At 31.6% G+C, this 26,634-nt stretch carries 24 protein-coding genes and 1 riboswitch; of the genes, 21 read left to right on the forward strand and 3 right to left on the reverse strand.

Features of this window, described 5'->3' with window-relative positions; genetic code table 11:
- Positions 1–11: 11 nt before the first annotated feature.
- The 21 genes from ykgO (at position 12) to DPIF8902391_RS01220 (ending at position 23,534) form a co-directional block, all read left to right on the forward strand.
- Positions 12–128, forward strand: coding sequence for a type B 50S ribosomal protein L36 (gene ykgO, locus DPIF8902391_RS01120; protein ID WP_073316873.1), 117 nt, complete (start codon positions 12–14; stop codon positions 126–128).
- Positions 128–493 carry a 30S ribosomal protein S13 gene (rpsM, locus tag DPIF8902391_RS01125; protein ID WP_058884671.1) on the forward strand — a complete coding sequence of 122 codons (366 nt, stop codon included), beginning with the start codon at positions 128–130 and terminating at the stop codon, positions 491–493. Before ykgO ends, rpsM begins: the two co-directional genes overlap by 1 nt.
- A 79-nt stretch (positions 494–572) precedes the next feature.
- The gene (gene rpsK, locus DPIF8902391_RS01130; RefSeq protein WP_058884672.1) at positions 573–959 is read left to right on the forward strand and encodes a 30S ribosomal protein S11; all 387 of its coding nucleotides are present in this window, start codon (positions 573–575) and stop codon (positions 957–959) included.
- A 130-nt stretch (positions 960–1,089) separates the two neighbouring features.
- Positions 1,090–1,695: a 30S ribosomal protein S4 gene (gene rpsD, locus DPIF8902391_RS01135; protein WP_058884673.1), complete on the forward strand. Its 606-nt coding sequence runs from the start codon at positions 1,090–1,092 to the stop codon at positions 1,693–1,695.
- Between the two features lie 94 nt (positions 1,696–1,789).
- Entirely contained in the window at positions 1,790–2,782 is a 993-nt protein-coding gene (locus DPIF8902391_RS01140) for a DNA-directed RNA polymerase subunit alpha (protein ID WP_058884674.1), read from the forward strand.
- Between the two features lie 60 nt (positions 2,783–2,842).
- Positions 2,843–3,310 carry a 50S ribosomal protein L17 gene (gene rplQ, locus DPIF8902391_RS01145; RefSeq protein WP_058884675.1) on the forward strand — a complete coding sequence of 156 codons (468 nt, stop codon included), beginning with the start codon at positions 2,843–2,845 and terminating at the stop codon, positions 3,308–3,310.
- Between the two features lie 101 nt (positions 3,311–3,411).
- Positions 3,412–4,527, forward strand: coding sequence for a glutamine-hydrolyzing carbamoyl-phosphate synthase small subunit (gene carA, locus DPIF8902391_RS01150; protein ID WP_101914392.1), 1,116 nt, complete (start codon positions 3,412–3,414; stop codon positions 4,525–4,527).
- 121 nt (positions 4,528–4,648) lie between these two features.
- Positions 4,649–5,938 carry a phosphopyruvate hydratase gene (eno, locus tag DPIF8902391_RS01155; protein ID WP_058884681.1) on the forward strand — a complete coding sequence of 430 codons (1,290 nt, stop codon included), beginning with the start codon at positions 4,649–4,651 and terminating at the stop codon, positions 5,936–5,938.
- Positions 5,939–6,877: 939 nt separating this feature from the next.
- On the forward strand, positions 6,878–8,164 hold the full coding sequence (locus DPIF8902391_RS01160) for a citrate synthase (protein ID WP_058884682.1): 1,287 nt from the start codon (positions 6,878–6,880) through the stop codon (positions 8,162–8,164).
- A gap of 110 nt (positions 8,165–8,274) precedes the next feature.
- Positions 8,275–9,228 carry an arginase gene (locus tag DPIF8902391_RS01165; RefSeq protein ID WP_058884683.1) on the forward strand — a complete coding sequence of 318 codons (954 nt, stop codon included), beginning with the start codon at positions 8,275–8,277 and terminating at the stop codon, positions 9,226–9,228.
- Between the two features lie 117 nt (positions 9,229–9,345).
- A riboswitch (TPP riboswitch) is annotated at positions 9,346–9,440 on the forward strand.
- 46 nt (positions 9,441–9,486) lie between these two features.
- A complete protein-coding gene (thiS, locus tag DPIF8902391_RS01170; protein WP_058884684.1) occupies positions 9,487–9,690 on the forward strand; it encodes a sulfur carrier protein ThiS in 204 nt (67 codons plus the stop codon).
- A gap of 45 nt (positions 9,691–9,735) precedes the next feature.
- Positions 9,736–11,598 carry a phosphomethylpyrimidine synthase ThiC gene (thiC, locus tag DPIF8902391_RS01175; protein WP_172504796.1) on the forward strand — a complete coding sequence of 621 codons (1,863 nt, stop codon included), beginning with the start codon at positions 9,736–9,738 and terminating at the stop codon, positions 11,596–11,598.
- A 260-nt stretch (positions 11,599–11,858) separates the two neighbouring features.
- Positions 11,859–12,455 (forward strand): thiamine phosphate synthase, encoded by a 597-nt coding sequence (locus tag DPIF8902391_RS01180; protein WP_172504797.1) that lies wholly within the window; start codon positions 11,859–11,861, stop codon positions 12,453–12,455.
- A gap of 10 nt (positions 12,456–12,465) precedes the next feature.
- Entirely contained in the window at positions 12,466–13,242 is a 777-nt protein-coding gene (locus DPIF8902391_RS01185) for a hydroxymethylpyrimidine/phosphomethylpyrimidine kinase (RefSeq protein ID WP_172504798.1), read from the forward strand.
- A gap of 5 nt (positions 13,243–13,247) precedes the next feature.
- Complete coding sequence (thiE, locus tag DPIF8902391_RS01190; RefSeq protein WP_058884687.1) at positions 13,248–13,895, forward strand: thiamine phosphate synthase; 648 nt, start codon at positions 13,248–13,250, stop codon at positions 13,893–13,895.
- A gap of 57 nt (positions 13,896–13,952) precedes the next feature.
- Positions 13,953–14,723: a thiazole synthase gene (locus DPIF8902391_RS01195; RefSeq protein WP_172504799.1), complete on the forward strand. Its 771-nt coding sequence runs from the start codon at positions 13,953–13,955 to the stop codon at positions 14,721–14,723.
- Positions 14,724–14,741: 18 nt separating this feature from the next.
- A complete protein-coding gene (gene thiH, locus DPIF8902391_RS01200) occupies positions 14,742–15,857 on the forward strand; it encodes a 2-iminoacetate synthase ThiH (protein WP_172504800.1) in 1,116 nt (371 codons plus the stop codon).
- Between the two features lie 34 nt (positions 15,858–15,891).
- Positions 15,892–16,947, forward strand: coding sequence for a HesA/MoeB/ThiF family protein (gene moeB, locus DPIF8902391_RS01205; RefSeq protein ID WP_172504801.1), 1,056 nt, complete (start codon positions 15,892–15,894; stop codon positions 16,945–16,947).
- A gap of 113 nt (positions 16,948–17,060) precedes the next feature.
- The gene (locus tag DPIF8902391_RS01210; RefSeq protein ID WP_172504802.1) at positions 17,061–20,087 is read left to right on the forward strand and encodes a WGR domain-containing protein; all 3,027 of its coding nucleotides are present in this window, start codon (positions 17,061–17,063) and stop codon (positions 20,085–20,087) included.
- Positions 20,088–20,101: 14 nt separating this feature from the next.
- Positions 20,102–21,733 (forward strand): SWIM zinc finger family protein, encoded by a 1,632-nt coding sequence (locus DPIF8902391_RS01215; protein WP_172504803.1) that lies wholly within the window; start codon positions 20,102–20,104, stop codon positions 21,731–21,733.
- 262 nt (positions 21,734–21,995) lie between these two features.
- Positions 21,996–23,534, forward strand: a complete 1,539-nt coding sequence (locus DPIF8902391_RS01220) for a reverse transcriptase family protein (protein WP_172504804.1) — start codon at positions 21,996–21,998, stop codon at positions 23,532–23,534.
- 78 nt (positions 23,535–23,612) lie between these two features.
- Here the strand turns inward: DPIF8902391_RS01220 and DPIF8902391_RS01225 are convergent, their stop codons facing one another.
- The 3 genes from DPIF8902391_RS01225 to DPIF8902391_RS01235 form a co-directional block, all read right to left on the reverse strand.
- Positions 23,613–24,329, reverse strand: coding sequence for a 3-ketoacyl-ACP reductase (locus DPIF8902391_RS01225; RefSeq protein WP_058884694.1), 717 nt, complete (start codon positions 24,327–24,329; stop codon positions 23,613–23,615).
- 156 nt (positions 24,330–24,485) lie between these two features.
- A complete protein-coding gene (locus DPIF8902391_RS01230) occupies positions 24,486–25,397 on the reverse strand; it encodes an EamA family transporter (RefSeq protein WP_172504805.1) in 912 nt (303 codons plus the stop codon).
- A gap of 157 nt (positions 25,398–25,554) precedes the next feature.
- Complete coding sequence (locus tag DPIF8902391_RS01235; RefSeq protein ID WP_172504806.1) at positions 25,555–26,595, reverse strand: M28 family metallopeptidase; 1,041 nt, start codon at positions 26,593–26,595, stop codon at positions 25,555–25,557.
- Between the last annotated feature and the right edge of the window lie 39 nt (positions 26,596–26,634).

Here is a 26,634-nt window from a genome sequence, read left to right on the forward strand (position 1 = left end):
AACACACACTGATGAAAGTAAGAGCATCATTAAAGAAAAGAAGCGCCGAGTGCAAGATTGTACGACGAAAAGGCAGATTATACGTAATAAATAAAAAGAATCCTAGATTTAAACAAAGACAAGGGTAATGGCAAGAATAGCAGGTATTGATATTCCAAAGAATAAAAGAGGTGTTATCGCTTTAACTTACATCTTTGGTATAGGAAACAGTAGAGCTAAAGAAATTTTAGCAGCGAAAAATATAGACGAAAGTATCAAAGTTCAAGATTGGAGCGATGATCAAATTGCAGCAATTCGTGAGCAAGTAGGTAGTTTTACTATTGAAGGTGAGTTACGTTCTGAGGTTCAATTAAGCATTAAGCGTTTAATGGATATCGGATGTCAAAGAGGTATACGTCATAGACTTGGCTTACCTTTAAGAGGTCAAAGAACAAAGAATAACTCTCGTACTAGAAAAGGTAAGAGAAAAACTGTAGCTAACAAGAAAAAATAAGTTAGATAAGTAATAAAGATCTAATAATGGTTGTAAAATCATAAAGTTAGAAAACTAAATTACTAAAACTATAATAATCATGGCAAAGTCTAAAGTAGCAAAAAAACGTAAAGTTGTAATAGAATCAGTTGGTGAAGCTCACGTAACTGCATCTTTTAACAATATTATTATTTCTTTAACAAACAAAAAAGGTGACGTTATTTCTTGGTCATCTGCTGGTAAAATGGGTTTCAGAGGTTCTAAAAAGAACACTCCGTATGCAGCTCAATTAGCCGCAGAAGATTGTGCAAACGTTGCAAAAGAAGCAGGTTTACGTAAAGTAAAAGTGTACGTTAAAGGACCAGGTAACGGTAGAGAATCTGCAATCAGATCTATCCACAATGCTGGAATCGAAGTAACTGAAATTGTTGATGTTACTCCTATTCCTCATAACGGATGTCGTCCACCTAAAAGAAGAAGAGTATAAGTTGATTTTATCAACTTATATTTTTGTTTCGCGTACTTTTGTGCGCAAATAAAATATATTTTAACTAAGTAGGAATAAGATTATCGAAGGAGTACGCCTTAATTCATAATCCCTACTAAAACAACAAGAAATGGCAAGATATACAGGACCAAAAACTAAAATTGCTCGTAAGTTTGGTGAAGCAATTTTTGGAGAAGATAAATCTTTTGAAAAAAGAAATTACCCTCCAGGACAACATGGAAACGCAAGAAGAAGAGGTAAGAAATCGGAATATGCTACCCAGTTAATGGAAAAGCAAAAAGCGAAATATTCTTACGGAATTTTAGAGCGTCAATTTAGTAACTTATTTAAGAAAGCTTCTGCTTCTAAAGGAATTACTGGTGAGGTTTTATTACAATTATGTGAATCTCGTTTAGATAACGTTGTTTTCCGTTTAGGAATTGCTAACTCAAGAAGAGGTGCACGTCAATTAGTTTCTCACCGTCACATTACTGTGAATGGAGAAATTGTTAACATTCCTTCTTATGATGTACAAGCAGGTGATGTTATTGCTGTAAGAGAGAAATCTAAATCATTATTAGCAATTGAAAATGCTTTAGCTGCTAACAGTAATGTTTACGAATGGTTAAGCTGGAATTCTGACTTAAAATCTGGTACTTTTATCAAGGCTCCAGAGAGATTACAGATCCCTGAAAATATCAAGGAACAATTAATCGTAGAATTATATTCTAAATAATAAAATAATCATCTTGGTATTTAGCCAAAGGGTTTATCTGTGTTTCTTCAAACTAATAAACCGCGCAACTAAATAACAATTAAAACGAAGAAAAATGGCAATTTTAAATTTTCAAAAGCCTGATAAAGTAATAATGATTGAATCTACTGATTTTTCAGGGAGATTTGAATTCAGACCTCTTGAACCAGGTTTTGGATTAACAGTTGGTAACGCTTTAAGAAGAGTATTATTATCTTCATTAGAAGGTTTTGCTATTACATCATTACGTGTTGATGGTGTTGATCATGAATTTTCAACAATTCAAGGAGTTGTAGAAGATGTTACTGAAATCATCTTAAATTTAAAACAAGTTCGTTTTAAGAAACAAATTGAAGATACTGATAGAGAAACAGTATCAATAGCTGTATCTGGGCAAGAGCAATTTACTGCAGGAGATTTACAGAAATTTATGTCAGGTTTTCAAGTACTAAATTCAGATTTAGTATTATTTAACTTAGATAAATCTGTGAGTTTTAACGCTGAAATCACTATCGAAAAAGGTAGAGGTTTTGTGCCAGCAGAAGAGAACAAAAGACCAGGTGCTCCTTTAGGAACAATTTTTACAGATTCTATTTACACTCCTATAAAGAATGTAAAGTATGCTGTTGAAAATTTTCGTGTAGAGCAAAAGACCGATTTCGAAAAATTAGTTTTCGATATTGATACCGACGGTTCTATTAACCCTAAGGATGCTTTAACAGAGGCTGCAAAAATTTTAATCCACCACTTTATGTTATTCTCTGATGAGCGTATCACTTTAGAGGCAGATGAAATTGCACAAACTGAAACATACGATGAGGAATCATTACATATGCGTCAGTTATTAAAGACGAAATTAGTAGATATGGATTTATCTGTTCGTGCTTTGAACTGTTTAAAAGCGGCTGAAGTAGATACTTTAGGAGACTTAGTATCATTCAATAAAAGTGACTTAATGAAATTTAGAAATTTCGGTAAAAAATCATTAACTGAGTTAGATGAGTTAGTGGCTAATAAAAGCCTTAATTTTGGAATGGATTTAAGCAAATACAAATTAGATAGAGATTAACCTTTCATATTTTGCTCCCCAAAAAGGGTTGCAGCAAGATGAAAGCTAAAAACCAAAGTCATGAGACACGGAAAGAAATTTAATCATTTAGGAAGACAAACGGCACACAGAAAGGCAATGTTAGCTAATATGGGATGTTCTTTAATAGAGCACAAACGTATTAACACAACAGTAGCTAAAGCGAAAGCTTTTCGTACGTTTATCGAACCTATTATTACAAAATCTAAAACAGATACAACTCATAATCGTCGTACAGTATTTAGCTATTTACGTAGCAAAGAAGCTGTAACCGAATTATTTAAAGAAGTTTCTGTAAAGATTGGAGATAGACCAGGAGGATATGTACGTATCATCAAATTAGGAAACCGTCAAGGAGATAATGCTCCTATGGCAATGGTAGAATTAGTTGATTACAACGAATTATACAATCCTAAAGGAAACAAAGCTAAGAAAAACACACGTCGTAGCCGTCGTGGTGGAGCTAAGACTGCTGATGCAGCTGCTGAAACTTCACAAGAAGAAGAATAAAAATGAAAATTTTTATAATTTATATCAAAGGGATAAACATTTAATGTTTATCCCTTTTTTTTTATTTATTTTTGCAAACAAAATTACACAACACACACTAAATGAAATATCAACAACGTAAAAAAGCACTAGTTTTGTTAGCAGACGGAACTATTTTCTATGGAAAGTCTATTGGAATAGAAGGCACTTCAACAGGAGAAATTTGTTTTAATACAGGTATGACTGGTTATCAAGAAATTTTTACTGACCCTTCTTATTTTGGACAATTGATGGTTACCACCAATGCACATATCGGTAATTATGGCGTTAACAAAGAAGAAGTAGAGTCAGAAGGAATTAAAATTTCAGGATTAATTTGCCGTAATTTTAGTTTTACACATTCTCGTGTAGATTCTGATGGAAATTTGTTTGACTGGTTTAAAGAACATAATGTAGTAGCTATTTCTGATGTAGATACCAGAGCATTGGTAGCCTACATAAGAGATAACGGTGCTATGAATGCTATTATTTCTACTGATGTAGACAATATTGAAGCCTTAAAAGAGCAGTTAGCAGCAACTCCTAACATGGAAGGCTTAGAACTTGCCTCAAAAGTATCTACTAAAGAACCTTATTTTATTGGAGATGAAAATGCTTCACTTAAAATATCTGCTTTAGATATCGGAATTAAAAAGAACATCTTAAGAAACCTAGTTAAAAGAGACGCTTATATTAAAGTGTATCCTTACAATGCTACGTTCGAGCAAATGAGTGATTTTAATCCTGATGGATATTTTATTTCAAACGGCCCTGGAGATCCTGAGCCTTTAGTCGCTGCTCAAAATACGGCAAAAGAAATTATCAAAAGAAATTTACCGTTATTTGGTATCTGTTTAGGACACCAAGTAATTGCTTTGGCAAACGGAATTTCTACCTACAAAATGCACAATGGGCATAGAGGAATTAATCATCCTGTAAAAAATTTAGTAACAGGAAAAGGTGAAATAACTTCTCAAAACCATGGTTTTGCTATTAATAGAGAAGAAACAGAAGCACATCCTGATGTTGAAATATCACATGTACATTTAAACGATCATACCGTTGCAGGTATTAGAATGAAATCTAAAAATGTATTTTCTGTACAATATCATCCAGAGGCAAGCCCAGGACCACACGATGCAGAATATTTATTTGATGAATTTATTGAAAATATTAAAAAGGCAAAAACCGAAGCATAATCATTTTATCAATTAGTTGTAATAATTAATTAAAATGAGCTTCAATTTATAAATTAGAAATTGTAAAAATAGCCTTCCTGTGAATCAATATTTACAGGAAGCTATATTAAAAATAAAAACTATGAGTATTATAATCAACATTCACGCACGTCAAATTTTTGATTCAAGAGGTAATCCAACTGTAGAAGTAGATGTTACTACAGAAAACGGTGTTATTGGTAGCGCTGCAGTTCCTTCAGGAGCTTCTACTGGAGAGCATGAAGCTGTTGAATTACGTGATGGCGGAAAAGATTATATGGGTAAAGGCGTGTTAAATGCGGTGAAAAACGTAAACACTTTAATTGCTCAAGAATTATTAGGCGTTTCTGTTTTTGAACAAAATATGATTGATCAATTAATGATTGATTTAGACGGAACTCCAAATAAATCTGTATTAGGAGCCAATGCTATTTTAGGTGTTTCTTTGGCTGCTGCAAAAGCTGCTGCAATCGAGTTAGGCTTGCCTTTATATAGGTATGTAGGTGGTGTTTCAGCCAATACATTGCCTGTTCCGATGATGAATATTATTAACGGAGGATCACATTCTGATGCGCCAATTGCGTTTCAAGAATTTATGATAATGCCTGTAAAAGCTAAAAATTTTACAGAGGCAATGAAAATTGGTTCTGAAATTTTTCATCATTTAAAGAAGGTTTTACACGACAGAAATTTATCAACAGCTGTTGGAGATGAAGGAGGTTTTGCACCAACTTTAAACGGTACTGAAGATGCTATTGAAACCATCGCTTTAGCAACTAAAAATGCAGGATATAAATTCGGAGAAGAAGTAATGATCGCTTTAGATTGTGCTGCTGCTGAATTTTTTGTTGATGGAAAATACGATTATACCAAGTTCGAAGGAGCGAAAGGAAAAATTCGTACAAGTAAAGAACAAGCCGATTATTTAGCTGAATTAGCTCAAAAATACCCTATTATTTCTATCGAAGACGGAATGGATGAAAACGATTGGGAAGGTTGGAAATATTTAACAGAAATTGCTGGCGATAAAGTGCAGTTAGTTGGTGACGATTTATTTGTAACCAATGTGGAGCGTTTATCAAGAGGAATTGAAAACGGAATTGCCAATTCAATTTTAATTAAAGTAAACCAAATAGGAACTTTAACCGAAACAATTTCGGCAGTAAATATGGCGCATAATGCAGGATATACTTCTGTAATGAGTCATCGTTCTGGTGAAACTGAAGACCATACAATTGCCGATTTAGCCGTTGCATTAAACTGCGGGCAAATTAAAACTGGTTCGGCTTCTCGTTCAGACAGAATGGCGAAGTACAACCAATTATTGCGTATTGAAGAGCAATTAGATGGAACAGCTTATTTTCCTAAAGACAAGGCTTTTAAATTCAAATAATTAAATATTATTTATTTGTAATATAAGAAAACTCATACTTTTGTATGGGTTTTTTTTATGCTATAGTTTTAAAAATATAAAAATTATTTGAAGCAACTTCCCGCTTTCCGCACTCGCTCTTTTTTGAAAAAAATCAAAAAAGGAGCTCAAACAATTGCTTCAATCGGGGCTAGGGTTTTGTGCTATTTTAGATTAATTTAGAAAGAAATTTAATATTTATCTCAATAACAACAGACCTCACAGGTTTTTAAAATCTGTGAGGTCTAATTTTTAATAGATTCTAATTCATTTGATGCTAAAATAAGTTAAAAAAATAGCGGTGTTTTTATATTTACAAAATAATAACCTAAGAAACTATTTCAAAAAAAGCCCTTTAAAACCTATTTTATATTTCAAAATAAACTCAAAAAAGACTGTTTGTAATTAATCAATTCTTTAAAAAAAACTAAACTAAAACTTTTACTATCTTCAGAAAAAGAAGTTTTATCTGAAATAAAAAGATATAAAAAACATCCTGAAAAAAACAAAAAGACAAGTGAAAACAGTTTGTTAAAAAAAGAACTGCTAAGAATCTATTTTACAATATTATCAGTATAATTTATTTAAAAATGCAGAATTAATAAAATAAAGAAACAATCTGACGTTTTATTTTATAGCACATTTTAGTTATAAAAGAATAAAACCATGTTTTTAAAAATTTAATATCAGTGTTTTACTAAACTTAAAAGAATTCTTTATGGTGTTTTTAAAAAGAGCTATTTAATTGTTTTTTAGTTTTATAGGATGCATTTTATCAATGTAAAAACATAATTTTTTTTAGGCTAAAAATGCTGAATAATACGGTGTTTACGATTATTAAAAAACGCTGAATGCTAGTTTTAAAATACTTTTAAAAATGGTATATTTGTAATTCACTTCAACTTAAAAATAAAGATAAAAATGGCAGATATAGCAAAACTACAAATTGGTGATAACACGTATGAATTCCCGTTAATTAAAGGAACAGAAAACGAAACTGCAATTGATATTAAAACATTAAGAGGAGCATCTGAAGGTGTTATAACAATTGATCCAGGATATAAAAATACAGGTTCTTGTTTAAGTGCGATTACATTTTTAGATGGTGAAAAAGGAATTTTAAGATACAGAGGGTATTCAATTGAAGAATTAGCTGAAAAAGCAGATTTCTTAGAAGTTGCCTTCTTATTAATTTTTGGAGAATTACCAACAAAAACAGAATTAGAAAAGTTTAAAAAAGATATTTGTGAGCAGTCTATTGTTGATGAAGACATCAGAAAAATTGTAGATGCATTTCCTAGAACTGCACATCCAATGGGTGTTATTTCATCATTAACATCAGCGTTAACAGCATTTAATCCTTCATCTGTAAATGTAGATTCAGAAGAAGAAATGTACAATGCAATTGTTAAAATTTTAGGTAAATTTCCAGTATTAGTAGCTTGGACAATGCGTAAAAAACAAGGGCTTCCGTTAGATTACGGTGATTGTAGTTTAGGGTATGTAGAAAACACCTATAAAATGATGTTTAAGCAACCAAATAAAGATTATGTAAAAAATGATGTTATTGTAAGTGCTTTAAATAAATTATTAATCTTACATGCCGATCACGAACAAAACTGTTCAACATCTACTGTAAGAATTACAGGTTCTTCTCACGCAGGATTATTTGCATCACTTTCAGCAGGAATTTCTGCACTTTGGGGACCATTACACGGTGGAGCAAACCAAGCAGTATTAGAAATGTTAGAAGCAATTAAAGCTGATGGAGGAGATACTAAAAAATACATGGCAAAAGCCAAAGATAAAAACGATCCGTTCCGTTTAATGGGATTCGGACACCGTGTTTATAAAAACTTTGATCCAAGAGCAAAAATTATTAAAGTTGCTGCCGAAGAGGTTTTAAACGATTTAGGAATTGAAGATCCTATTTTAGATATCGCAAAAGGATTGGCTGAAGAAGCGTTAAGTGATCCTTATTTTGTTGATAGAAAATTATATCCAAACGTAGATTTCTATTCAGGAATAATTTACCGTGCAATGGGTGTACCTGTTGAAATGTTTACCGTAATGTTCGCCTTAGGTCGTTTACCAGGATGGATTGCTCAGTGGAGAGAAATGCGTTTAGGAAAAGAACCAATTGGACGTCCTCGTCAAGTGTATGTTGGAGAAAACATTAGACCTTTCAAAGAAGTAAGCGAAAGGTAATCAATAAAATTATATAAAAAGTGTCATTAAAAAACATCATTCAAAAATGACGTATTAATGACACTTTTTTATGTGAAGTAGTAGCATTTAACAATTTAAGATCAAAGAAAATGAATACCATAAAAATTATAAAAAATAGGTCAGATATTGGTGCCGGAACACGTGGTTCTGATATGGGAATTGATGCCATTGAAATTGCAGCAATTAATCAAAATAACGATTTCTTTAATCGCTATGATTTTGAAGATGTAATTACAGAAAATGAATCTGTTTACGATAAAAAAAATAACTCATTTGGTAAGCAAATAAACAGTGTTTTAAACCAATGTAAAAGAGTTAGTAATCATGTAAAAGTAAATTTACAAGAAGGAAATTTCCCAATTGTTTTATCAGGAGATCACTCATCAGCATTAGGTACAATTAGTGGTGTTAAAGCTGCAAACCCAACAAAAAGAGTCGGTGTTATTTGGATTGATGCCCATGGTGATTTACATACGCCATATACATCTCCTTCAGGAAATATTCACGGAATGCCTTTAGGTGCTGTAATTTCTGATGATAATTTAGACTGTCAAATAAATGAAGTAGATAGAGAAACTACCGATTTATGGGACAGAATGAAAAATATCGGAATACCAGGTCAGAAAGCATTGCCTGAAGATATTGTGTTTTTTGGTGTTAGAGATACCGAAGAACCTGAAGAAAAGCAGATGGAAAAATACGGCATCAAAAATTATATGGTTGCCGAGGTTCGTTACAGAGGTTTAGAAGTTTGTGTAAACGAAGCACTAGAAAAATTAGCTGATTGTGATATTCTTTATGTTTCTTTTGATGTAGATGCGATGGATTGTGATATGATTTCTTACGGAACAGGAACTCCTGTTGCAAAAGGTTTTGACGACAAAGAAATCGTTCAAATTATCAACGGATTATTAGCAAGTAAAAAAGTTGCTTGTGTTGAGTTTGTAGAAGTAAATCCATTATTAGATTTAAAAGGAAATAAAATGGCAGAAACCGCTTTTGATGTACTTCAACAAGTAGCAAAAACCATTGAAAAATTATAAATAAGAAATTTATTTATTAAAAAAAGCATCAAACTTTACTGTTTGGTGCTTTTTGTTTTTTTATCAAAATAAAAGGCTATAATCTTTTTTTTATCAAAAATAATAATACATTTGCCTTGTAAACTTTAGGAGTAGCTATTAAATTAGTTTGAGAAACATCCTTAGAACCTGATTTGGTTAATACCAACGTAGGAAAAAGTTATGTTCGATACTACATCGAAATACTACCATTTTGGTTTACAGTAATATTTTATAAATATGATTACTATACAAGTAAACCAACAAGAACATCAAATTTTAGAAACCCAAACACTGCAAAAGTTCGTTGAAAATTTAAAAATTCAAACCAACGGTATTGCTATTGCTATAAATAGCAGTGTGGTTAAAAAAACGGATTGGGCTTTCAGGTTGCTTCAAGATAATGATGATATTTTAATTATAAAATCAACCCAAGGAGGCTAAGGCTGACGTTGATTTTTGTTTAAAAAAAAGAAAATTACCTATCAAATGAAGAACAAAGACACTGCACCAAAACAAGACGGAATTACAAGACAACCGTTTCCGAATTCACAGAAAATTTATGTAAACGGAACAATTCATCCGCAAATTAAAGTAGCGATGCGTCAAATTTCGTTAAGTGACACGGTAGATTCTATGACCAAAAAGAAAACACCAAACGAGCCGGTAACGGTTTACGATACTTCAGGACCATATACTGATCCTGCTAAAGAAATTGACGTACATGCAGGTATTGAAAGAATCCGTGAACCTTGGATTAAAGACCGTGGCGATGTAGAGCAATTAACGCAGTTTTCTTCAAAATATTGCAACGAACGTTTAAACGATATTCGTTTAAATCATATGCGTTTTAAGTTGTTAAAAAAACCTTTACGAGCTAAAAAAGGGCAGAATGTAACACAATTACATTACGCTAAAAAAGGAATTATCACTCCTGAAATGGAATATATCGCTATTCGTGAAAATCAACGAATAGACGAAATGACCGAAATTACAAAACAACACAAAGGAGAACATTTTGGGGCTTCTATTCCTGATAAAATTACACCAGAATTTGTACGGTCAGAAGTTGCAAGAGGTCGTGCAATTATTCCATCAAACATAAATCATCCAGAAGCAGAACCTATGATTTTAGGGCGTAACTTCTTAGTAAAAATAAATGCAAATATTGGTAATTCAGCCGTAACATCTTCTATTGAAGAAGAAGTAGAAAAAGCCGTTTGGGCTTGTCGTTGGGGAGCTGATAATATTATGGATTTATCTACAGGAGAAAATATTCATGAAACTCGTGAGTGGATTATCCGTAACTCGCCGGTACCTGTAGGAACAGTGCCAATTTATCAAGCATTAGAAAAAGTAAACGGTGTTGCCGAAGATTTAACATGGGAAATTTTCCGTGATACGTTAATCGAGCAAGCCGAGCAAGGAGTAGATTATTTTACCATTCACGCAGGCGTTTTGTTGCGTTATGTACCTATGACCGCAAAACGTGTTACAGGAATCGTTTCTCGTGGGGGTTCTATTATGGCAAAATGGTGTTTAGCGCATCATAAAGAAAGCTTTTTATACACGCATTTCGAAGATATTTGTGAAATATTAAAACAGTACGATGTTGCCTTTTCTTTAGGCGATGGATTACGCCCAGGTTCAGTAGCTGATGCCAATGATGAAGCACAATTTGCGGAGTTAGAAACTTTGGGAGAGTTAACTCAAATAGCTCGAAGGCACGAAGTTCAGTGTTTTATTGAAGGACCAGGTCATGTACCAATGCACATGATTAAAGAAAATATGGAGAAGCAAATTGAACTTTGCGACGAAGCTCCTTTTTATACTTTAGGACCTTTAACAACCGATATTGCACCAGGTTACGACCACATTACTTCAGGAATTGGAGCAGCTATGATTGGTTGGTACGGCTGTGCAATGCTGTGTTATGTAACACCAAAAGAACATTTAGGATTACCAAATAAAGAAGACGTAAGAGTAGGGGTAATTACTTATAAATTAGCAGCCCATGCTGCCGATTTAGCAAAAGGGCATCCAGGTTCTCAGCATAGAGATGATGCTTTGAGTATGGCGCGTTTTGAATTTCGTTGGGAAGACCAATTTAATTTAGGATTAGATCCTGAACGTGCTCGTGAATATCACGATGAAACTTTGCCAGCAGCGGGTGCTAAAATTGCACATTTTTGTTCTATGTGTGGACCAAAATTCTGTTCTATGAAAATTTCGCAAGAAGTGCGTGATTTTGCAGCCGTTAATAAAATAACCACAGATAATGAGGTTATTAAAAAAGGTTTTGAAGAGAAATCAAAAGAATTTATCGAAAAAGGATCAGAGGTGTATTTATAAAAATATAGTAAAAAGAAGAAGAAGGGAAAGTAAAAAAAGAAGAAGAATTAGGAGGTTCCTACGCCTTAAAAAAAGGCGTAGTCGGGCTTTCCGTTATATCTTTTTTATTTTGAAAAAAAATAAAAAAGGATGCCACTGCAATCCCTAACCCAAAAAAAATATGCTGTAATTATTAGAAACTACTAGGCAAGTAATTTGCCGTTTCAAGAATAAATTAGGTTATTTTTGCCCAAAATAAGCATCCAAAAAATCAAACCACTATGATTGTCCTTATATCTCCAGAAAAAGATGTAGCAAATGAAATGCAAATACTACATCAATTATTTGAAGCAGGTTTGGAGTGTTATCATTTAAGAAAACCATCGAAAGATTACCAAGAACATATTGTTTACCTAAATCAGATACCTGAAAAATATCACAACAAAATTGTAACACATTATTTTCACGAATTAGTTAATGAATATTCTTTAAAAGGTATTCATTTTCAAGAACAAAAAAGACGTGATGCTCTAGAAAACGGCAGTCGTTATTTTATAGGTTTACAAATGATAGGTAAAACCATGAGCAGTTCTTTTCATGAGCCTGAAGAATTGGCTAATTGCGATATCGAATTTGATTATCATTTGCTAAGCCCTGTTTTTTCATCTATCTCAAAAAAAGGATACCAAGGAAGAGGTTTTGATGTGAATCATATTGATAAAACAATTATTGGAATGGGCGGAATAACAAGTGAGACTATATCAAAAACGCTTGCTTTAGGTTTTCAAGGAATTGGTGTTTTAGGAGGTGTTTGGAATTCACAAAATGCTGTAGAAAGTTTTAAAAAGATTCAAAAAGAGTTTGATTCATTACAATAAAGCATTGAATTTGAAAAATCAAAATTACATACTCACTATTGCTGGGCTTGATCCGTCAAGTGGTGCGGGCATTACTTCCGATATTAAAACATTTGAAGCTCATGGTTTACATGGATTATCGGTATGTACAGCGGTTACTGTTCAAAATGATATCGCTTTCAAAAATTGTATTTGGATTGAAGAACAGGTAATATTACAGCAAATTGAAACAGTATTTGAACGTTTTACAATTACAGTTGTTAAAATAGGAATTATTGAATCGTGGGAAGTTTTATTAGCGGTTGTTCTGACATTGAAAAAGTTAAATCCTAGCATAAAAATTGTGTTAGATCCTATTTTGAAAGCAAGTGCAGGCTTTGAGTTTCATGAAACAGAAAATTTAAAGGTATTTGAAAAAGTACTGGAAAACTGTTATTTTGTAACACCAAATTACGATGAGATAAAAGCCTTGTTTCCTATTAAAAATATTGAGGAAACTATTAATTTTATATCCCAAAAAACAAATATCTATTTAAAAGGAGGGCATAGCGAAGATAAAAAAGGATGGGATGCCGTTTATTATGGTAAAATAGCAAAACTAACGATTCCGCCGATAGCCGATTCTATTTTTCAAAAACACGGTAGCGGTTGTGTTTTATCATCCGCTTTAGCGGCTAACTTAGCCTTAAATTTTTCGTTAGAAGATGCTTGTAAAAATACCAAATATTACACAGAACAATTTTTAAATTCAAATAAATCGTTATTAGGAACGCATAATTATAACGTTAATTATAACCTTAATTTATAAAATAAATGATAAGTAAATTACAATATATAACACAAGGAGAAACAGCACAAGACCATTTAGATCATATTCAAACGGCATGTGCTTCGGGGGCAGAATGGGTACAGTTACGATTAAAAGGTTTTGATCCTAAAACAATTTTAGAAACTGCAAAGAAAGCTAGAGAATTAACGGCTCATTATCAAACAAGATTAATTATAAACGATTACTACAAAGTAGCAAAAGAAGTAAATGCAGATGGTGTTCATTTAGGTAAAAAAGATGACTGCCCATTAAAAGTACGTGCGTATTTAGGGAAATTTTATAGCATTGGCGGAACCGCAAACACCTTAGAAGAGTGTAAAGTTTTACTAGATAAAAAAGTAGATTATATCGGTTTAGGTCCTTTTCGTTTTACAGAAACTAAAAAGAATTTAAGCCCTGTTTTAGGAGTAGATGGCTATAAAAAAATCATAGAGGAATTAAAAACTCAAACACCAATAATTGCAATTGGAGGCATCACTTTAGATGACGTTGCTCCAATTGTACAAGCAGGTATTTATGGGGTTGCTGCATCAGGAGCTATTACCCGCGACTTTACGAGTATTCCTGTTTTTCATAAAATTTTAAGTTCGCCAAGCACGCAAGAGCAAGTGTATAAAATGGATGATAAATAGTTATCAAAATTAAAGTGAAAATTAAAGTGAAAATTAAAGTGAAAAATTAAAGTGAAAATGAACAAAACATTAAAAATAGCAGCTAAAGAATTTACATCGCGATTATTCACTGGAACAGGTAAGTTTAGTTCTTCAAAATTAATGAAAGAAGCATTGTTAGCCTGTGAAAGTGAATTGATAACGGTGGCTTTAAAAAGAGTAGATGTTCAAAATAAAGAGGATGATATTTTAATTCATTTAAAACAGCCTCATATAAATTTATTACCAAATACATCGGGTGTTAGAACGGCAAAAGAAGCTGTTTTTGCGGCTGAATTATCAAGAGAAGCATTAGAAACAAATTGGGTTAAATTAGAAATTCATCCCGACCCGAGGTATTTATTACCCGATGCTATCGAAACCTTAAAAGCTGCTGAAGAATTGGTTAAAAAAGGTTTTGTAGTGATGCCTTATATTCATGCCGATCCTGTTTTATGTAAGCGTTTAGAAGAGGTTGGAACACAATGTGTGATGCCATTAGGCGCACCGATTGGAAGTAATAAAGGCTTGAAAACAGCTGATTTTTTAGAGATAATTATAGAACAATCTAACGTTCCTGTAATTGTGGATGCTGGTATTGGCGCACCATCGCACGCTGCATACGCCATGGAATTAGGCGCCGATGCTGTTTTAGTAAATACAGCAATTGCGGTTTCTCAAAATCCTGTGGCAATGGCAAAAGCATTCAAAATGGCTGTTGAAGCGGGGAGAATGGCGTACGAAGCAAAATTAGCGCCTGTTCAAAAACAAGCAGTAGCAAGTAGCCCGTTAACGAGTTTTTTAAATTAAATCTTTTTAAACTAAATAATGAGTCATTTTAAAGAACTTTTCGATACCTATAATTGGGATGAAAGCCTACAAAGTATCTTCGGAAAAACCGCTGTTGAGGTAGAAAATGCGTTATCTAAAGAAAAATTAGATTTAGAGGATTTTAAAGCATTAATATCGCCTGCGGCACGCCCTTATATTGAGCAAATGGCTCAAAAAAGTAGCTCGCTTACTAAAAAACGTTTTGGGAATACCATACAGATGTATGCGCCCATGTATTTGAGTAACGAGTGTCAGAATATTTGTACCTATTGTGGGTTTAGTATGACCAATAAAATACCTAGACGTACTTTATTAGACGCTGAAATTTTAAAAGAAGTCGCTTTTTTGAAAGATAAAGGCTACGACCATATTTTGTTAGTTACCGGTGAAGCGAATAGAACGGTGGGCGTAGATTATATTAAAAATGCGATTGCGTTAATTCGTTCGCAATTTTCAAATATTACGATCGAAGTTCAACCTTTAGATCAAGCAGAATATGAATCGTTAATTGAAGCGGGATTGTATGCGGTGTTGGTGTATCAGGAAACCTACCACAGAGAGGAGTATAAAAAGCATCATCCGAAGGGGAAAAAATCTAATTTTGATTACCGTTTAGATACGCCCGACAGGTTAGGAAAAGCAGGAATTCATAAAATAGGATTGGGTGCTTTATTCGGATTAGAAGATTGGCGTGCCGATAGTTTTTTTACCGCATTGCATTTAAAATATCTCCAAAAAACATATTGGAAAACAAAGTATTCTATTTCCTTTCCCAGGTTACGACCACATTCGGGAGGTTTAGAACCAAAAGTAGAAATGACAGATGCCGATTTGGTGCAATTAATGTGTGCTTTTCGTTTGTTAGACCAAGATATTGAACTGTCAATGTCAACAAGAGAAAGTGAAGTTTTTAGAAATAATATCGTAAATTTAGGGACAACTTCTATCAGTGCAGAATCAAAAACAAATCCTGGAGGATATGCCGTAGCGCCACAATCATTAGAGCAGTTTGAGATTTCAGATGAAAGAAGTACCGAAGAAGTAGTGAAAATGCTGAAAAGTCAAGGTTTAGAAGTGGTTTGGAAAGACTGGGAGCATTTTGAATCTGTATAATTTATGTGATTTAATTTATATCTAAAAAAAGAAAATGAGCTTATCAAAAGAAGAAAAAAAACAATATAACCGTCATCTTATTTTAGATAAAATAGGTTCAGTTGGGCAGTTAAAACTTAAAAATTCAAAAGTTTTAGTAATAGGTGCTGGCGGATTAGGCTGTCCGGTATTGCAATATTTAACCGCCGCAGGTGTTGGTACAATTGGGATTATTGATGATGATAACGTTTCGCAAAGTAATTTACAGCGTCAAATTTTATATACTGTTGATGATATTGGAGTTTCAAAAGCCGAAACTGCCAAAAATCGATTATCAAAGTTAAATCCGTTTGTGAAATTTAATGTTTATAAGGAGAAATTAACACGATTAAATGCTATTTCATTATTTGAACAATATGATGTTATTGTTGATGGGAGTGATAATTTTTCAACCCGTTATTTAAGCAACGATGCTGCTGTAATTACTCAAAAACCATTGGTTTATGGCGCAATTTTTAAGTTTGAAGGACAGGTAAGTGTCTTTAATTATAAAGGCAGTGCGAGTTACAGATGTTTGTATCCAACGCCACCAAAACCTGATGAATCGCCAAATTGTTCTCAAATTGGTGTTCTGGGTGTTTTACCAGGTATTATCGGTAGTTTTCAGGCAAATGAAGCGATTAAAATAATTTGTGAAATTGGCGATGTTTTAGCCAATAAATTATTGATGTATGATACCTTAACAATGCGTCAAATGGTTTTAGATTTTGAAAAAACGCCAGAAGGAGCTATTACAAAATTAGAAGATAATTATGATTTTTTCTGCGGAATTATTGCTACTGAAAATGAAATAACAATCGAAGAATTACAAGTAGATTTATTAAAATATAATTTATTAGATGTTCGTGAAGATTGGGAAAGAGAACAACATCATATTGGTGGTCAGCATATTCGTTTGGTAGAATTACCAGACCGATTAAATGAAATTGATACTAGTAAACCTGTAATTGTGTATTGTAAATCGGGTATGCGAAGTAAAAGAGCGATTTCTTTTTTAGAAGATTCCTTAAAAGAGGCTATTTTAATAAATCTTAAAAATGGTTTAAATTAAAAAATTAACACGTATTTACTTTATGAAAAAGATAAATACGTGTTAAAAACAACAAATAGATGATTATTTTCTAAAATATTTATATATTTAAAGTCTTAAAAAAAAATTAAGCCTTGAAATTAATCAAACAAAAGAAATTATATTTTTCAGATGAAAAATCAGACAAAGTTTATGAAGTTGACCTATGTGAAAGTCAAGATTTATTTATAGTAAACTTTAGATATGGTAGAAGAGGCACGAGTTTAAGAGAAGGAACAAAAACTGTTTTTCCTGTATCTTATGAAGAAGCCGAGAAAATCTTCAATAAATTAGTCGGAAGTAAAGAAAAGAAAGGATATTCAGAAGAAATTCAAGTAACAACTCAAGAAGTTGAAAATCCGAAGAAAGAAGAAAAAAGTACTACACGAAAAGATACTATTTTAAAGTATCTAAATCAAGCTTTAAAAGGAACTTATACCCGAAATTGGAAAGTATCTAGAATTATAAATAGAGTTGGTGTTTTAAAAATAAAAGAAGCAATACCATTAATAGCTCAATTTATTCATTCATCAGATAAATTTGAACAGTACAATGCGTTATCGGTATTAATTGATTTTAATGAATCAAATTATGTTGAAGATGCAATTAAAATCTTCAAAAAAGATACTTTTAATACTATTGGAGCTAGAATTTCCGTAGCTTATATTTTAAAGTATGGAAATGCTACAAATATAAAAATAGTACAAAACGAAGTTGCAAAGCATATTACAAAATCTGAAATAGATTCTTTAGCAACACAGTTTTTAGGAGAAGGAAGTAAAAACTCAATGTTATTGTTTTACGCGTATATTCATTCCTATAATAATGATGTGGAGAGAGCTACTTTATTTGATATAATAGCGAAAATTCCTTTAAAAGTAAACACTTTTAAATCTGTACGTTATATTTATAGAGCGGCTTATGCTATAAATGATATTCAATTTTTTGCCTTAGTATCTAAACGAATTGCTATTAGTAACGCTACTTACAGTTCTGATTATCCAAATATAGATGATGAATATAATTGGGTAGAAGCATCCGTAGAAAAGAAAAAACCAAATCCAAGAATTGCTTTTTCAGGAAAAACTAAAAACTATTTTAATAAAAATACCTATCAGAAAATATATACCTTAAGTACAGAGAATCAACAAGGGTATATTGCATGTGCTAAAGAGATATTATGTTCTTTAAATGATCAGATAGATGTAGCTCCTGAAAATACAGTTAGTGAGTGGGTTTATAATCAGGAAACTGGTTATGAATTAGAAAAAAGACAGTATCCGAAATACCATCAATTTTTAGCTTTGATGTATATTTTATATGGAAATTCAACAAGGTTTAAATGTATCGGTAATAAATGGTTTTATATTGATGAACTTACCGATAATACTATAAGAGAAGATATTCTTCCAACTGTTTGGAATGAAAAACCATCCGAAGTATTATATATTCTTGCCAATGCAAAAAGTAGTATTGCTGTTGATTTTTCGTTAAAAATTATAAAAGAAAATCCACATTTTTTAGAAAATTTATCCGAAGAAATATTAGCAAAATTAATACGACATTATCATCCGAAGGTATTAGATTTAATAGCTGAGGTTTTAGAACAAAAATATGCAACAACACAAGCGTCTGAAGATATTTTATTGATTTTAGTATCCTCAAAAAATAAAAAAGCTGTTGAATTAGGAATAAAATGGTTGGGTAAATATGAAGCTTCGTATTTATCAAGTACTTCTTTAGTAACAAAATTATTACTTACTGATGAGGTTTTAGTTATTGATTATTTAAGTAATTTGTATCAAAATAGAGTAGCGTATAATACGCCGATATTTATAGATGATTTAATAACATTGTTTGATGAATCATCTAATTATACTGCTGATTTTTTAATTTCGGTTAATAATTTAATCGGAAATACATTTTTTGGAAAATTATTAAGTGCTACATCTGCTCAATATATTGTCAGTTTATCGGCTTCAAGTTCTGTAACAAATCAGTTATTTGCAATCAATTTAGCAAAACATAATACTACATCTGTTTACGAACTTTTTAAAGATACTTATAAAGAATATATTACTTCAGATGAAGCGGTTTTAAGAACTGCAGGTATTGAACTTTTAGCATATTTTCCTGATGAATTTTTATTAGAAAATAAACAAGATATTATTCGTTTTTGTTTTTCAGAACATGAAGCCGTTAGAAAAGCAATACAACCAACAATTCGTAAATTAATTCATTTAGATGAAGAATTTAAAGAGTATTTACGTAAAAAATTACTAGCTTCTTTAACAGAAGATGAAACGTATGAGGGTTTACATCAAAATTGTTTTAATATTTTAATACAATTTTACGGAACTCAAAAAGAGGTAGTATCCGAAGAAGAAATAATAGCATTAATTTTATCAAAACATGAATTTGCACAGAAGTTAGGAACGCCACTTTTTGAAAGAAGAGTAGACATGAATAATTTAAAAATGTCTGAATTAGTACGTTTAGCACATAGTGATGTGTTTTCTGTGAGAACACAATTACATGATTATTTCAAAAATAACGTAGCCAGAGTAAATTACGAATTAGAAGAAGCATTGCCTATTTTTAATACGAATTGGCAAGATGTTATCGATTGGGCTGATGCTTATTTTAGAACTCATATTAAACCTAAAAATTGGACAGTCGCATTACTATTATATGTATGTGATCATATAAAAGACCAAGTACAGCATTTAGGTAGAAGCCTAATTACAACGCATTTTTCAGAAGAAAAAGGATTGCCGTTACTTGTTAGTTTACAAGAACATCCAACGAAAAGTATGCAGTTTTTTGTGACTAATTATTTAGAAGGATATGCTTCGGATAATATAAAAGTTATCTTACAATTAGAAGATTATTTTAAAACAACCTTGTTTTATATAAATACTAACAGAGCTACAAAAACAAGAGTGTATTCTTTTTTAGAAAATCAATCGAAAAAATATAAAGAAATCGCTGTAATGACCGTAAGAGTTTTAACAGCTATTTTAGATACAAAAACAGCCATTGATAAAGATAAAATTATAGATATTTTAATCATTATTTCTGAAATATATACAGATGTAGAAATACCGTTATTAATTAAATAAGCGTAAGAAAAAGAATGAAGTTTAATTTTAAATATAGTGGCAATAGTACTGTTAATAACGGAATTGCATCTACAGGCGTAAGTTTTGCACCAGATGTATTAAGAGAACCTACGTATTTTGTAGGAAGCCTAGATAAGAAAATTCCTTTTAGAGAAGCTATTTCAGCCTTACATCATGTAGTAATTGCCGATTTTAATTTTCAACCTAAAGATAATACTGAATATTTAGCTTGGTTAAAAGGTCAGGAAGAAGTATGGATTGCAGATGCAACAGCAGAATTATCTGGGCTAAAAGAAGAGGTTAGAGAAGTTCAAGAAAAATTAAAAAAATTACGTTCAAAAAGAGAAGAAATTACAAAGCCTTTTTATGATGCGCAACGAAAATATTTTAATTATTTATATAAACGAGATTATGCTGCTTGGTTTGTTTTAGATCCTGTTATTACAGTACATCCAGATCAAGTATTTTTTGAATGTTTTAGTCAAGATGAATCTGTTTACGGGAAATTATCTTGTGGTTACGATGTCTTTAAAAATATAAATGAGTTTAAATGTGGAACAACCAACATTGATTATTCTAAGGCGTTATATAATGAGTTTCAAAAAATAAGAACTTATAAAGAAACCGAATTTAAAGTTGATCCGAAGGGTTTTGATGTAAAAACAACAGGAGAAGACACCTACAGAGAAGTAAAAATTGATTTGCCTGATAGTTGGGTTCGTGGTTTTTTACAAGTAAGTAGTGCCATGACAAGCGATAAAGTATCTTTTGATTTGCATCCTGTGGATATTGCTAATTTTATATCCGTATTAAAAAGACACAAAGAGAAGAAAGGACCAAGGGCGATAAAATATATTTTAAAACCTGGTAAACCTATTATTGCTGTTTTTGAACCTTGGAATATTGAAGTAGCTTGTTTACAATCTATATATGAAGGTGATCAAGAAAAGGAAATAAGAGTTTGGGGAAGAAGAAGAATAACACTTTTAGAACGATTACTGCCAGTTACTACTAAATTTACAGTTCATTTATTAGGTAGCGGTATGCCTTCTTTTTATATCGCACATTTGGCAAATGATATGTATTTTACATTAGGATTATCTGGATGGACAGCCAATGATTGGACGCAGACAACTAATTTAGATTTGCTTTCGCCAAGAGGACAAGTTCCTGCTACAACCATGCAAACTATTTATTTGGAATTGCGAAAAGATTGGTTAAATACTCCTACTAATTTAGCGAATAATTTAGGATTAGATAAAACAATTGTAACGCAATCGTTACAAACTTTTGCACAAGCAGGAAAAGTAGTGTACGATTTAAAGAATAATGTATATCGAATTCGGGAATTAAAAAAAGATGGAATCGATTTAGATAGCTTACGTTTTTCTAATGAAATTGATAAAACAGCCTATGAATTGATGGAATCAGGCGCTGTTGAAAACTTAAAAACAACTATTGATGGCAATAATATAACGATAAATGCGACAGTAAGTAATAATTATAAGACAAGTGTACTTATTAACAACGACCTTCAAATTGTTGATGCTAAGTGTGTTTGCAGTTATTATCATCAAAATAAAATGACAAAAGGACCTTGTGAACATATTTTAGCCACAAGAATTGCTTTTGATAAAAAAAATTAATATATTTAAACCTTGGTAGTAATAAGATAACAACCTTGCAATTTGATTGGTGTATCGCCAATCTAGCTTACAGACACCCAACGCGTCACTGACTCGAACTTAACTTGTGAAATAGGTACTATAATGCCATTTCCGGTTAAACTTCTTCGAAGTGAAATAGCACTATAGTACCTATTTCACTGGAGTTGTTCAATTCAGTCTTTAGAATTGTACGAAGGGAAAAAATAAAATATACATCTTATTGCTACCTCTTTTTTGTTTTATGGATAATTCAGCTACGAGAAAACAAGAGATTTACGACAAAATTAAAGAATCATCAAAACATGAATTTATTCTTTCAGAAATGAAACGATTAGGTTTTTGGGGAGATGATAAAGTAAATTTCGAAAAAGTAAACGCCTTTTTAAAAGAAGAAAATGCCCTATCGGGTGATTTATCAAAACTTGTAAAAAAGGAAAGATTAATAAAAGATACCGATGCTTTTATCGCCAATAAACACAAAGAGCGAAAGAAGTTATCAAAAGAAAAACAAAAAGAAACTAAGCTTAAAAGAGAGCAAATCCGTAAGGAAAAAGCCGAAAAATGGCAGCAAACTAAAAAAGAAGATATTACTTATTTAGGTGCTGGTTATTCTCATCAGTTAAACGATACTCAAATAGATGAGGTAAGACTCAAAGAAGCTGGTTTACCAATTTATCATTCGGTAAAAGATTTAGCTGAGGCTATGAAAATAACGGTAAATGAACTTCGGTTTTTAGCTTTTTCAAGAAAAAACTCACAAATTGAACACTACAAACGTTTTAAAGTTGCTAAAAAATCAGGCGGATATCGTTTAATTTCTGCGCCAATGCCTCGTTTGAAAAGAGCGCAACATTTTATTCTAGAAAATATTTTAAATAAAGTAATTGTTCACGATAAGGCGCATGGTTGTGTAAAAGAACGTTCAATTGTTAGTAATGCAGCGCCTCACGTAGATAAAGCGGTTGTTATTAATCAAGATTTGAAAAACTTTTTTCCTTCGGTTACTTATAAAAGAATAAAAGGCGTTTTTAAATCTTTAGGATATTCAGAACAATTAGCAGTTATTTTTTCATTGTTATGTTCAGAATCTAAAATTTTAGATATTTCTTTATTAGGAGAAAATTATTTTTCACAAAGAGGAGAACGTTTTTTACCACAAGGTTCGCCTTGTAGCCCTGCAATAACCAATATTTTATGTCGTAAAATGGATTACCGATTAGATGGTTTGGCTAAAAAATATGGTTTTGCCTATTCTCGATATGTAGATGATACTACTTTTTCAGGAAATCAAGCACAATTTAAACACATTACAGCGATATTAAAATATTCTAAAAAAATTATATCCGAAGAAAACTTTAATTTACATCCTGATAAGCTTAAAATAATGAAGCGAAATCAACGACAGGAAGTAACAGGTATTGTGGTGAATGAAAAATTGAATATCAATAAAAAATCATTAAAACGTTTTAGAGCATTGTTATATCAAATTGAAAAAGAAGGTATCGCAGGTAAAACATGGAACGGCGGATTGAATGTTTTAGCAGAAATTGACGGATATGCCAATTATATTTATCAGGTAGATAAAGAAAAAGGTGTTAAGTATAAAAGTCAAGTAGCAGATATTTTGAAAGCACATTCTTATAAAGAAAGTCATCAAGAAAAATATGTTAAAAACACTAATGATATTCAAGGAAATGCTGTTTCAGAATTAACTTCTAAAGTAGAAAGTAAAGAAGATTTGGGGATTTTAAAAAAAATAAGTTCTTTATTTAAAAAATAAATATTTCATCAAAAAAAGCGTTTTCTTATTATTTATCTGATAAATTAATAAGAAAACGCCTATTAAAAATTATCTAAATTATGGATTTGTTGACCATAAAGAAGCGCCTTTTAACATTGCTCTTCTTGGTAAAGTTAGACCAGCAACAATTAATTCGGCAAAATCTTCAGGTTGTAACACTTTTTCAACATTTCCGTCAGTAATTCCTAATTCTAAAGACATATCGGAAGCAATCGTACTCGGGGTAAGCGTGCAAACACGAATATTATTTTTACGAACTTCTTTCATTAACGATTCCGACATTCCAATAACCGCAAATTTAGAGGCTGAATAGGCTGAGGTTGTCGCATTTCCACTCAAACCAGCAGTAGAAGCAATGTTAATAATATCACCTTGATTTTTTTCGATTAAATACGGTAAAACCTCTTTAGTAACATAATACATTCCCATTAAATTGGTTTGTATAATTTGCGTCCAATCTGAAACTTTCATCTCGTTAAAAGTTCCAAAGGCTGCAATTCCTGCATTATTTACTAAAATATCAACGGTTTTAAAGGTGTCAATAATTTCTTTGATTCCTTTTTGAACTTGCTCATAATTACCAACATCAAAAACGGTATAGATAGCATCAATTCCGTATGATTTTAATTCGGCAACGGTTTCTTGCAATCGTTTTTCGTTTCTACCTGTAATGGCAACGTGTATTCCTTTTTGAGCAAAAGCGATTGCGGTTGCCTTTCCTAATCCTCTACTTCCACCAGTAATGATGGCTTTTTTATTTGTTAAATCTTCCATTTTTATAAACTGTTTGTATAAGTAAAGGTATTGTTTTTTGGAGCTATTTCCCGCTTTCCGCACTCGCTCTTTTTTGAAAAAAATCAAAAAAGGAGCTCAAACAAATGCTTCAATCGGGGCTAGGCATTTTTACGAAGTTTCAGGTTTTTCTATTTTCTATTTTTTCTTTTTAACATTAATAAATAATATTGTGGCAAGGATAATAACAATACCAACACCTTGTAAAAAACCAATCTGTTCATTTAGTATTAAAAAAGCACTTAAAACCGAAATAGGTATTTCTAAAGCGGCAATAATACTTGTTAATCCGTTACCAATTGCGGGCACACCTTTGCTAAATAAAATAGGAGGTAATACGGTACCAAACAAGCCTAAAACCATTCCCCATTTTAGTATTTCTACGGAATTTACTTCTTCAATAATTTGAAAATTCCAAAAAATAAGGATTGCTAAAAAACCTCCATATACTAAATACTTACTTCTAGTTAAACTTGGTAATTCTAACGAAATTTTATTAGAAGCATACATAGAAGCAGTATAAAATATGGCTGCCGAAAAGCCGTATAAAAACCCCATAAAATTTAAATTAAAATCACTTTCAAAAACTTTTGAGGCTAATAAAGTACCTAGTAATACCATTATTGAACCTATTATTTTTGCTTTTGAAACAAGTTTTCTATCGATAAAAAACTCTAAAAGGATGCCCATCCAAACTGTTTGCATTAACAGAATAATCCCTACAGAAACAGGAACATATTGTATTGATAAATAATAAAAACTACTAGTAAGCCCTAAAGAAGTTCCAAAAAAAATCAATTTTAACTTCGGGTACTTTACTGTTGATATGGCTGTTTGGTTTACTGTATTTGTTGTTGAAATAGTTTTTTTTGATTTCGTATTAATAACAAAAGTAGCGATACTTAAAACAAGTACCCCAAAAAGATATTGCAAAAAAGTAAGCCCCGCTGTACCAAAATTATTATGATTGGCTAATTTAATAATAGTTGCTAAAATACCATAACTAGCTGCTCCTATAGAAACGAATATCATTCCTTTTATTTTGTTCATTTTTTAAATTTTAGATGTAATTTGAAGTAATAAATTTTTATAAAACGTGTTTTTCAGTAGGCTTAAAAAAGCAAATTGAAGAAAATTATGGCTTTATTAAAAAAGTAAAAACGCATCAAATTGATGCGTTTTTTTTAGGTAAAAAAATAGATGTTATTTATTTTTTAGCTATTTTATCGACAGTTAAACGATTTTCACGATTGGCAATTTCCCAAGCTGTATAAAAAACCAAACGCGTTCTGTTTTCTAATAGTTCGTAGTTAATTTTATCGGCAGTATCGGTTGGTTTGTGGTAGTCTTCATGGGTTCCGTTAAAGTAAAAAATAACAGGAATATTATGCTTTGCAAAATTATAATGATCTGAACGATAGTAAAAACGATTTGGGTCATTTTCATCATTATACGTATAATCTAAGGCAATATTGGTGTATTTTTTATTCATTGCCTCAGAGATGTTGTGCAACTCTGTACTCAATTTATCGGCACCAATTAAATAAACGTAATTAGGTGTTTCTTTGTGTGCTTTGTCAACACGCCCAATCATATCAATATTTAAATCGGTAACGGTATTTTTTAAAGGGAAAATAGGATTTTCGCTATAATATTTTGATCCTAATAAACCTTTTTCTTCGCCTGTTACATGTAAAAATAAAACAGAACGTTTAGGTCCTTTACCAGCATCAGCTGCTTTTTTAAAGGCTTCTGCAATTTCTAATATTGCTACTGTACCCGAACCGTCATCATCAGCACCGTTGTAAATTTGTCCGTCTTTAATACCTTCGTGGTCTAAATGTGCCGAAATAATAATAATTTCATCAGGCTTTTCAGAACCTTTAATAAAGGCAAGCACGTTTTCAGAATCTTTTAATACCAAGTCATACCTGTTTTTGCTTAAAAAAGCACTAGGCACTTCTTGAAAATAATTGCTACCACCTAAAGGTGATTTAATTTGTTGGGTTATATAAAAATCTTTTAAATATTTTACCGCTTTCTTTTGCCCAGGTTCTCCGGTATTTCGTCCTTCAAATTCATCCGAAGCATAGATAAATAAATGCTTTGCTAAATCTTTTGCAGTAATTGTTTTTGCAAATTTATCAGCATAATCTATGGTTTTATCAATTTCGATACTTGCTGTTTCTTTTGTGCTTCCACAGGCTGTAAACACAATTGTACTTGCTATGTAAAGTAATTTTTTCATCAATAAATAAAGGGTTTTTTATAGGTTTGTGTTCAGTAA

The sequence above is a fragment of the Tenacibaculum finnmarkense genomovar ulcerans genome, from assembly GCF_900239495.1.
GTDB lineage: Bacteria > Bacteroidota > Bacteroidia > Flavobacteriales > Flavobacteriaceae > Polaribacter > Polaribacter ulcerans.

What these genes read in the sequence shown, in the direction of transcription:
- DPIF8902391_RS01230 (WP_172504805.1), bottom strand. Translation starts at nt 25,397, where the DNA reads ATGAACAAAATAAAAGGAATGATATTCGTTTCTATAGGAGCAGCTAGT.
- ykgO (WP_073316873.1), top strand. Translation starts at nt 12, where the DNA reads ATGAAAGTAAGAGCATCATTAAAGAAAAGAAGCGCCGAGTGCAAGATT.
- DPIF8902391_RS01160 (WP_058884682.1), top strand. Translation starts at nt 6,878, where the DNA reads ATGGCAGATATAGCAAAACTACAAATTGGTGATAACACGTATGAATTC.
- rpsK (WP_058884672.1), top strand. Translation starts at nt 573, where the DNA reads ATGGCAAAGTCTAAAGTAGCAAAAAAACGTAAAGTTGTAATAGAATCA.
- rpsD (WP_058884673.1), top strand. Translation starts at nt 1,090, where the DNA reads ATGGCAAGATATACAGGACCAAAAACTAAAATTGCTCGTAAGTTTGGT.
- thiE (WP_058884687.1), top strand. Translation starts at nt 13,248, where the DNA reads ATGATAAGTAAATTACAATATATAACACAAGGAGAAACAGCACAAGAC.
- DPIF8902391_RS01180 (WP_172504797.1), top strand. Translation starts at nt 11,859, where the DNA reads ATGATTGTCCTTATATCTCCAGAAAAAGATGTAGCAAATGAAATGCAA.
- thiS (WP_058884684.1), top strand. Translation starts at nt 9,487, where the DNA reads ATGATTACTATACAAGTAAACCAACAAGAACATCAAATTTTAGAAACC.
- moeB (WP_172504801.1), top strand. Translation starts at nt 15,892, where the DNA reads ATGAGCTTATCAAAAGAAGAAAAAAAACAATATAACCGTCATCTTATT.
- thiC (WP_172504796.1), top strand. Translation starts at nt 9,736, where the DNA reads ATGAAGAACAAAGACACTGCACCAAAACAAGACGGAATTACAAGACAA.
- DPIF8902391_RS01225 (WP_058884694.1), bottom strand. Translation starts at nt 24,329, where the DNA reads ATGGAAGATTTAACAAATAAAAAAGCCATCATTACTGGTGGAAGTAGA.
- DPIF8902391_RS01215 (WP_172504803.1), top strand. Translation starts at nt 20,102, where the DNA reads ATGAAGTTTAATTTTAAATATAGTGGCAATAGTACTGTTAATAACGGA.
- DPIF8902391_RS01140 (WP_058884674.1), top strand. Translation starts at nt 1,790, where the DNA reads ATGGCAATTTTAAATTTTCAAAAGCCTGATAAAGTAATAATGATTGAA.
- eno (WP_058884681.1), top strand. Translation starts at nt 4,649, where the DNA reads ATGAGTATTATAATCAACATTCACGCACGTCAAATTTTTGATTCAAGA.
- thiH (WP_172504800.1), top strand. Translation starts at nt 14,742, where the DNA reads ATGAGTCATTTTAAAGAACTTTTCGATACCTATAATTGGGATGAAAGC.
- DPIF8902391_RS01195 (WP_172504799.1), top strand. Translation starts at nt 13,953, where the DNA reads ATGAACAAAACATTAAAAATAGCAGCTAAAGAATTTACATCGCGATTA.
- rpsM (WP_058884671.1), top strand. Translation starts at nt 128, where the DNA reads ATGGCAAGAATAGCAGGTATTGATATTCCAAAGAATAAAAGAGGTGTT.
- rplQ (WP_058884675.1), top strand. Translation starts at nt 2,843, where the DNA reads ATGAGACACGGAAAGAAATTTAATCATTTAGGAAGACAAACGGCACAC.
- DPIF8902391_RS01220 (WP_172504804.1), top strand. Translation starts at nt 21,996, where the DNA reads ATGGATAATTCAGCTACGAGAAAACAAGAGATTTACGACAAAATTAAA.
- carA (WP_101914392.1), top strand. Translation starts at nt 3,412, where the DNA reads ATGAAATATCAACAACGTAAAAAAGCACTAGTTTTGTTAGCAGACGGA.
- DPIF8902391_RS01235 (WP_172504806.1), bottom strand. Translation starts at nt 26,595, where the DNA reads ATGAAAAAATTACTTTACATAGCAAGTACAATTGTGTTTACAGCCTGT.
- DPIF8902391_RS01165 (WP_058884683.1), top strand. Translation starts at nt 8,275, where the DNA reads ATGAATACCATAAAAATTATAAAAAATAGGTCAGATATTGGTGCCGGA.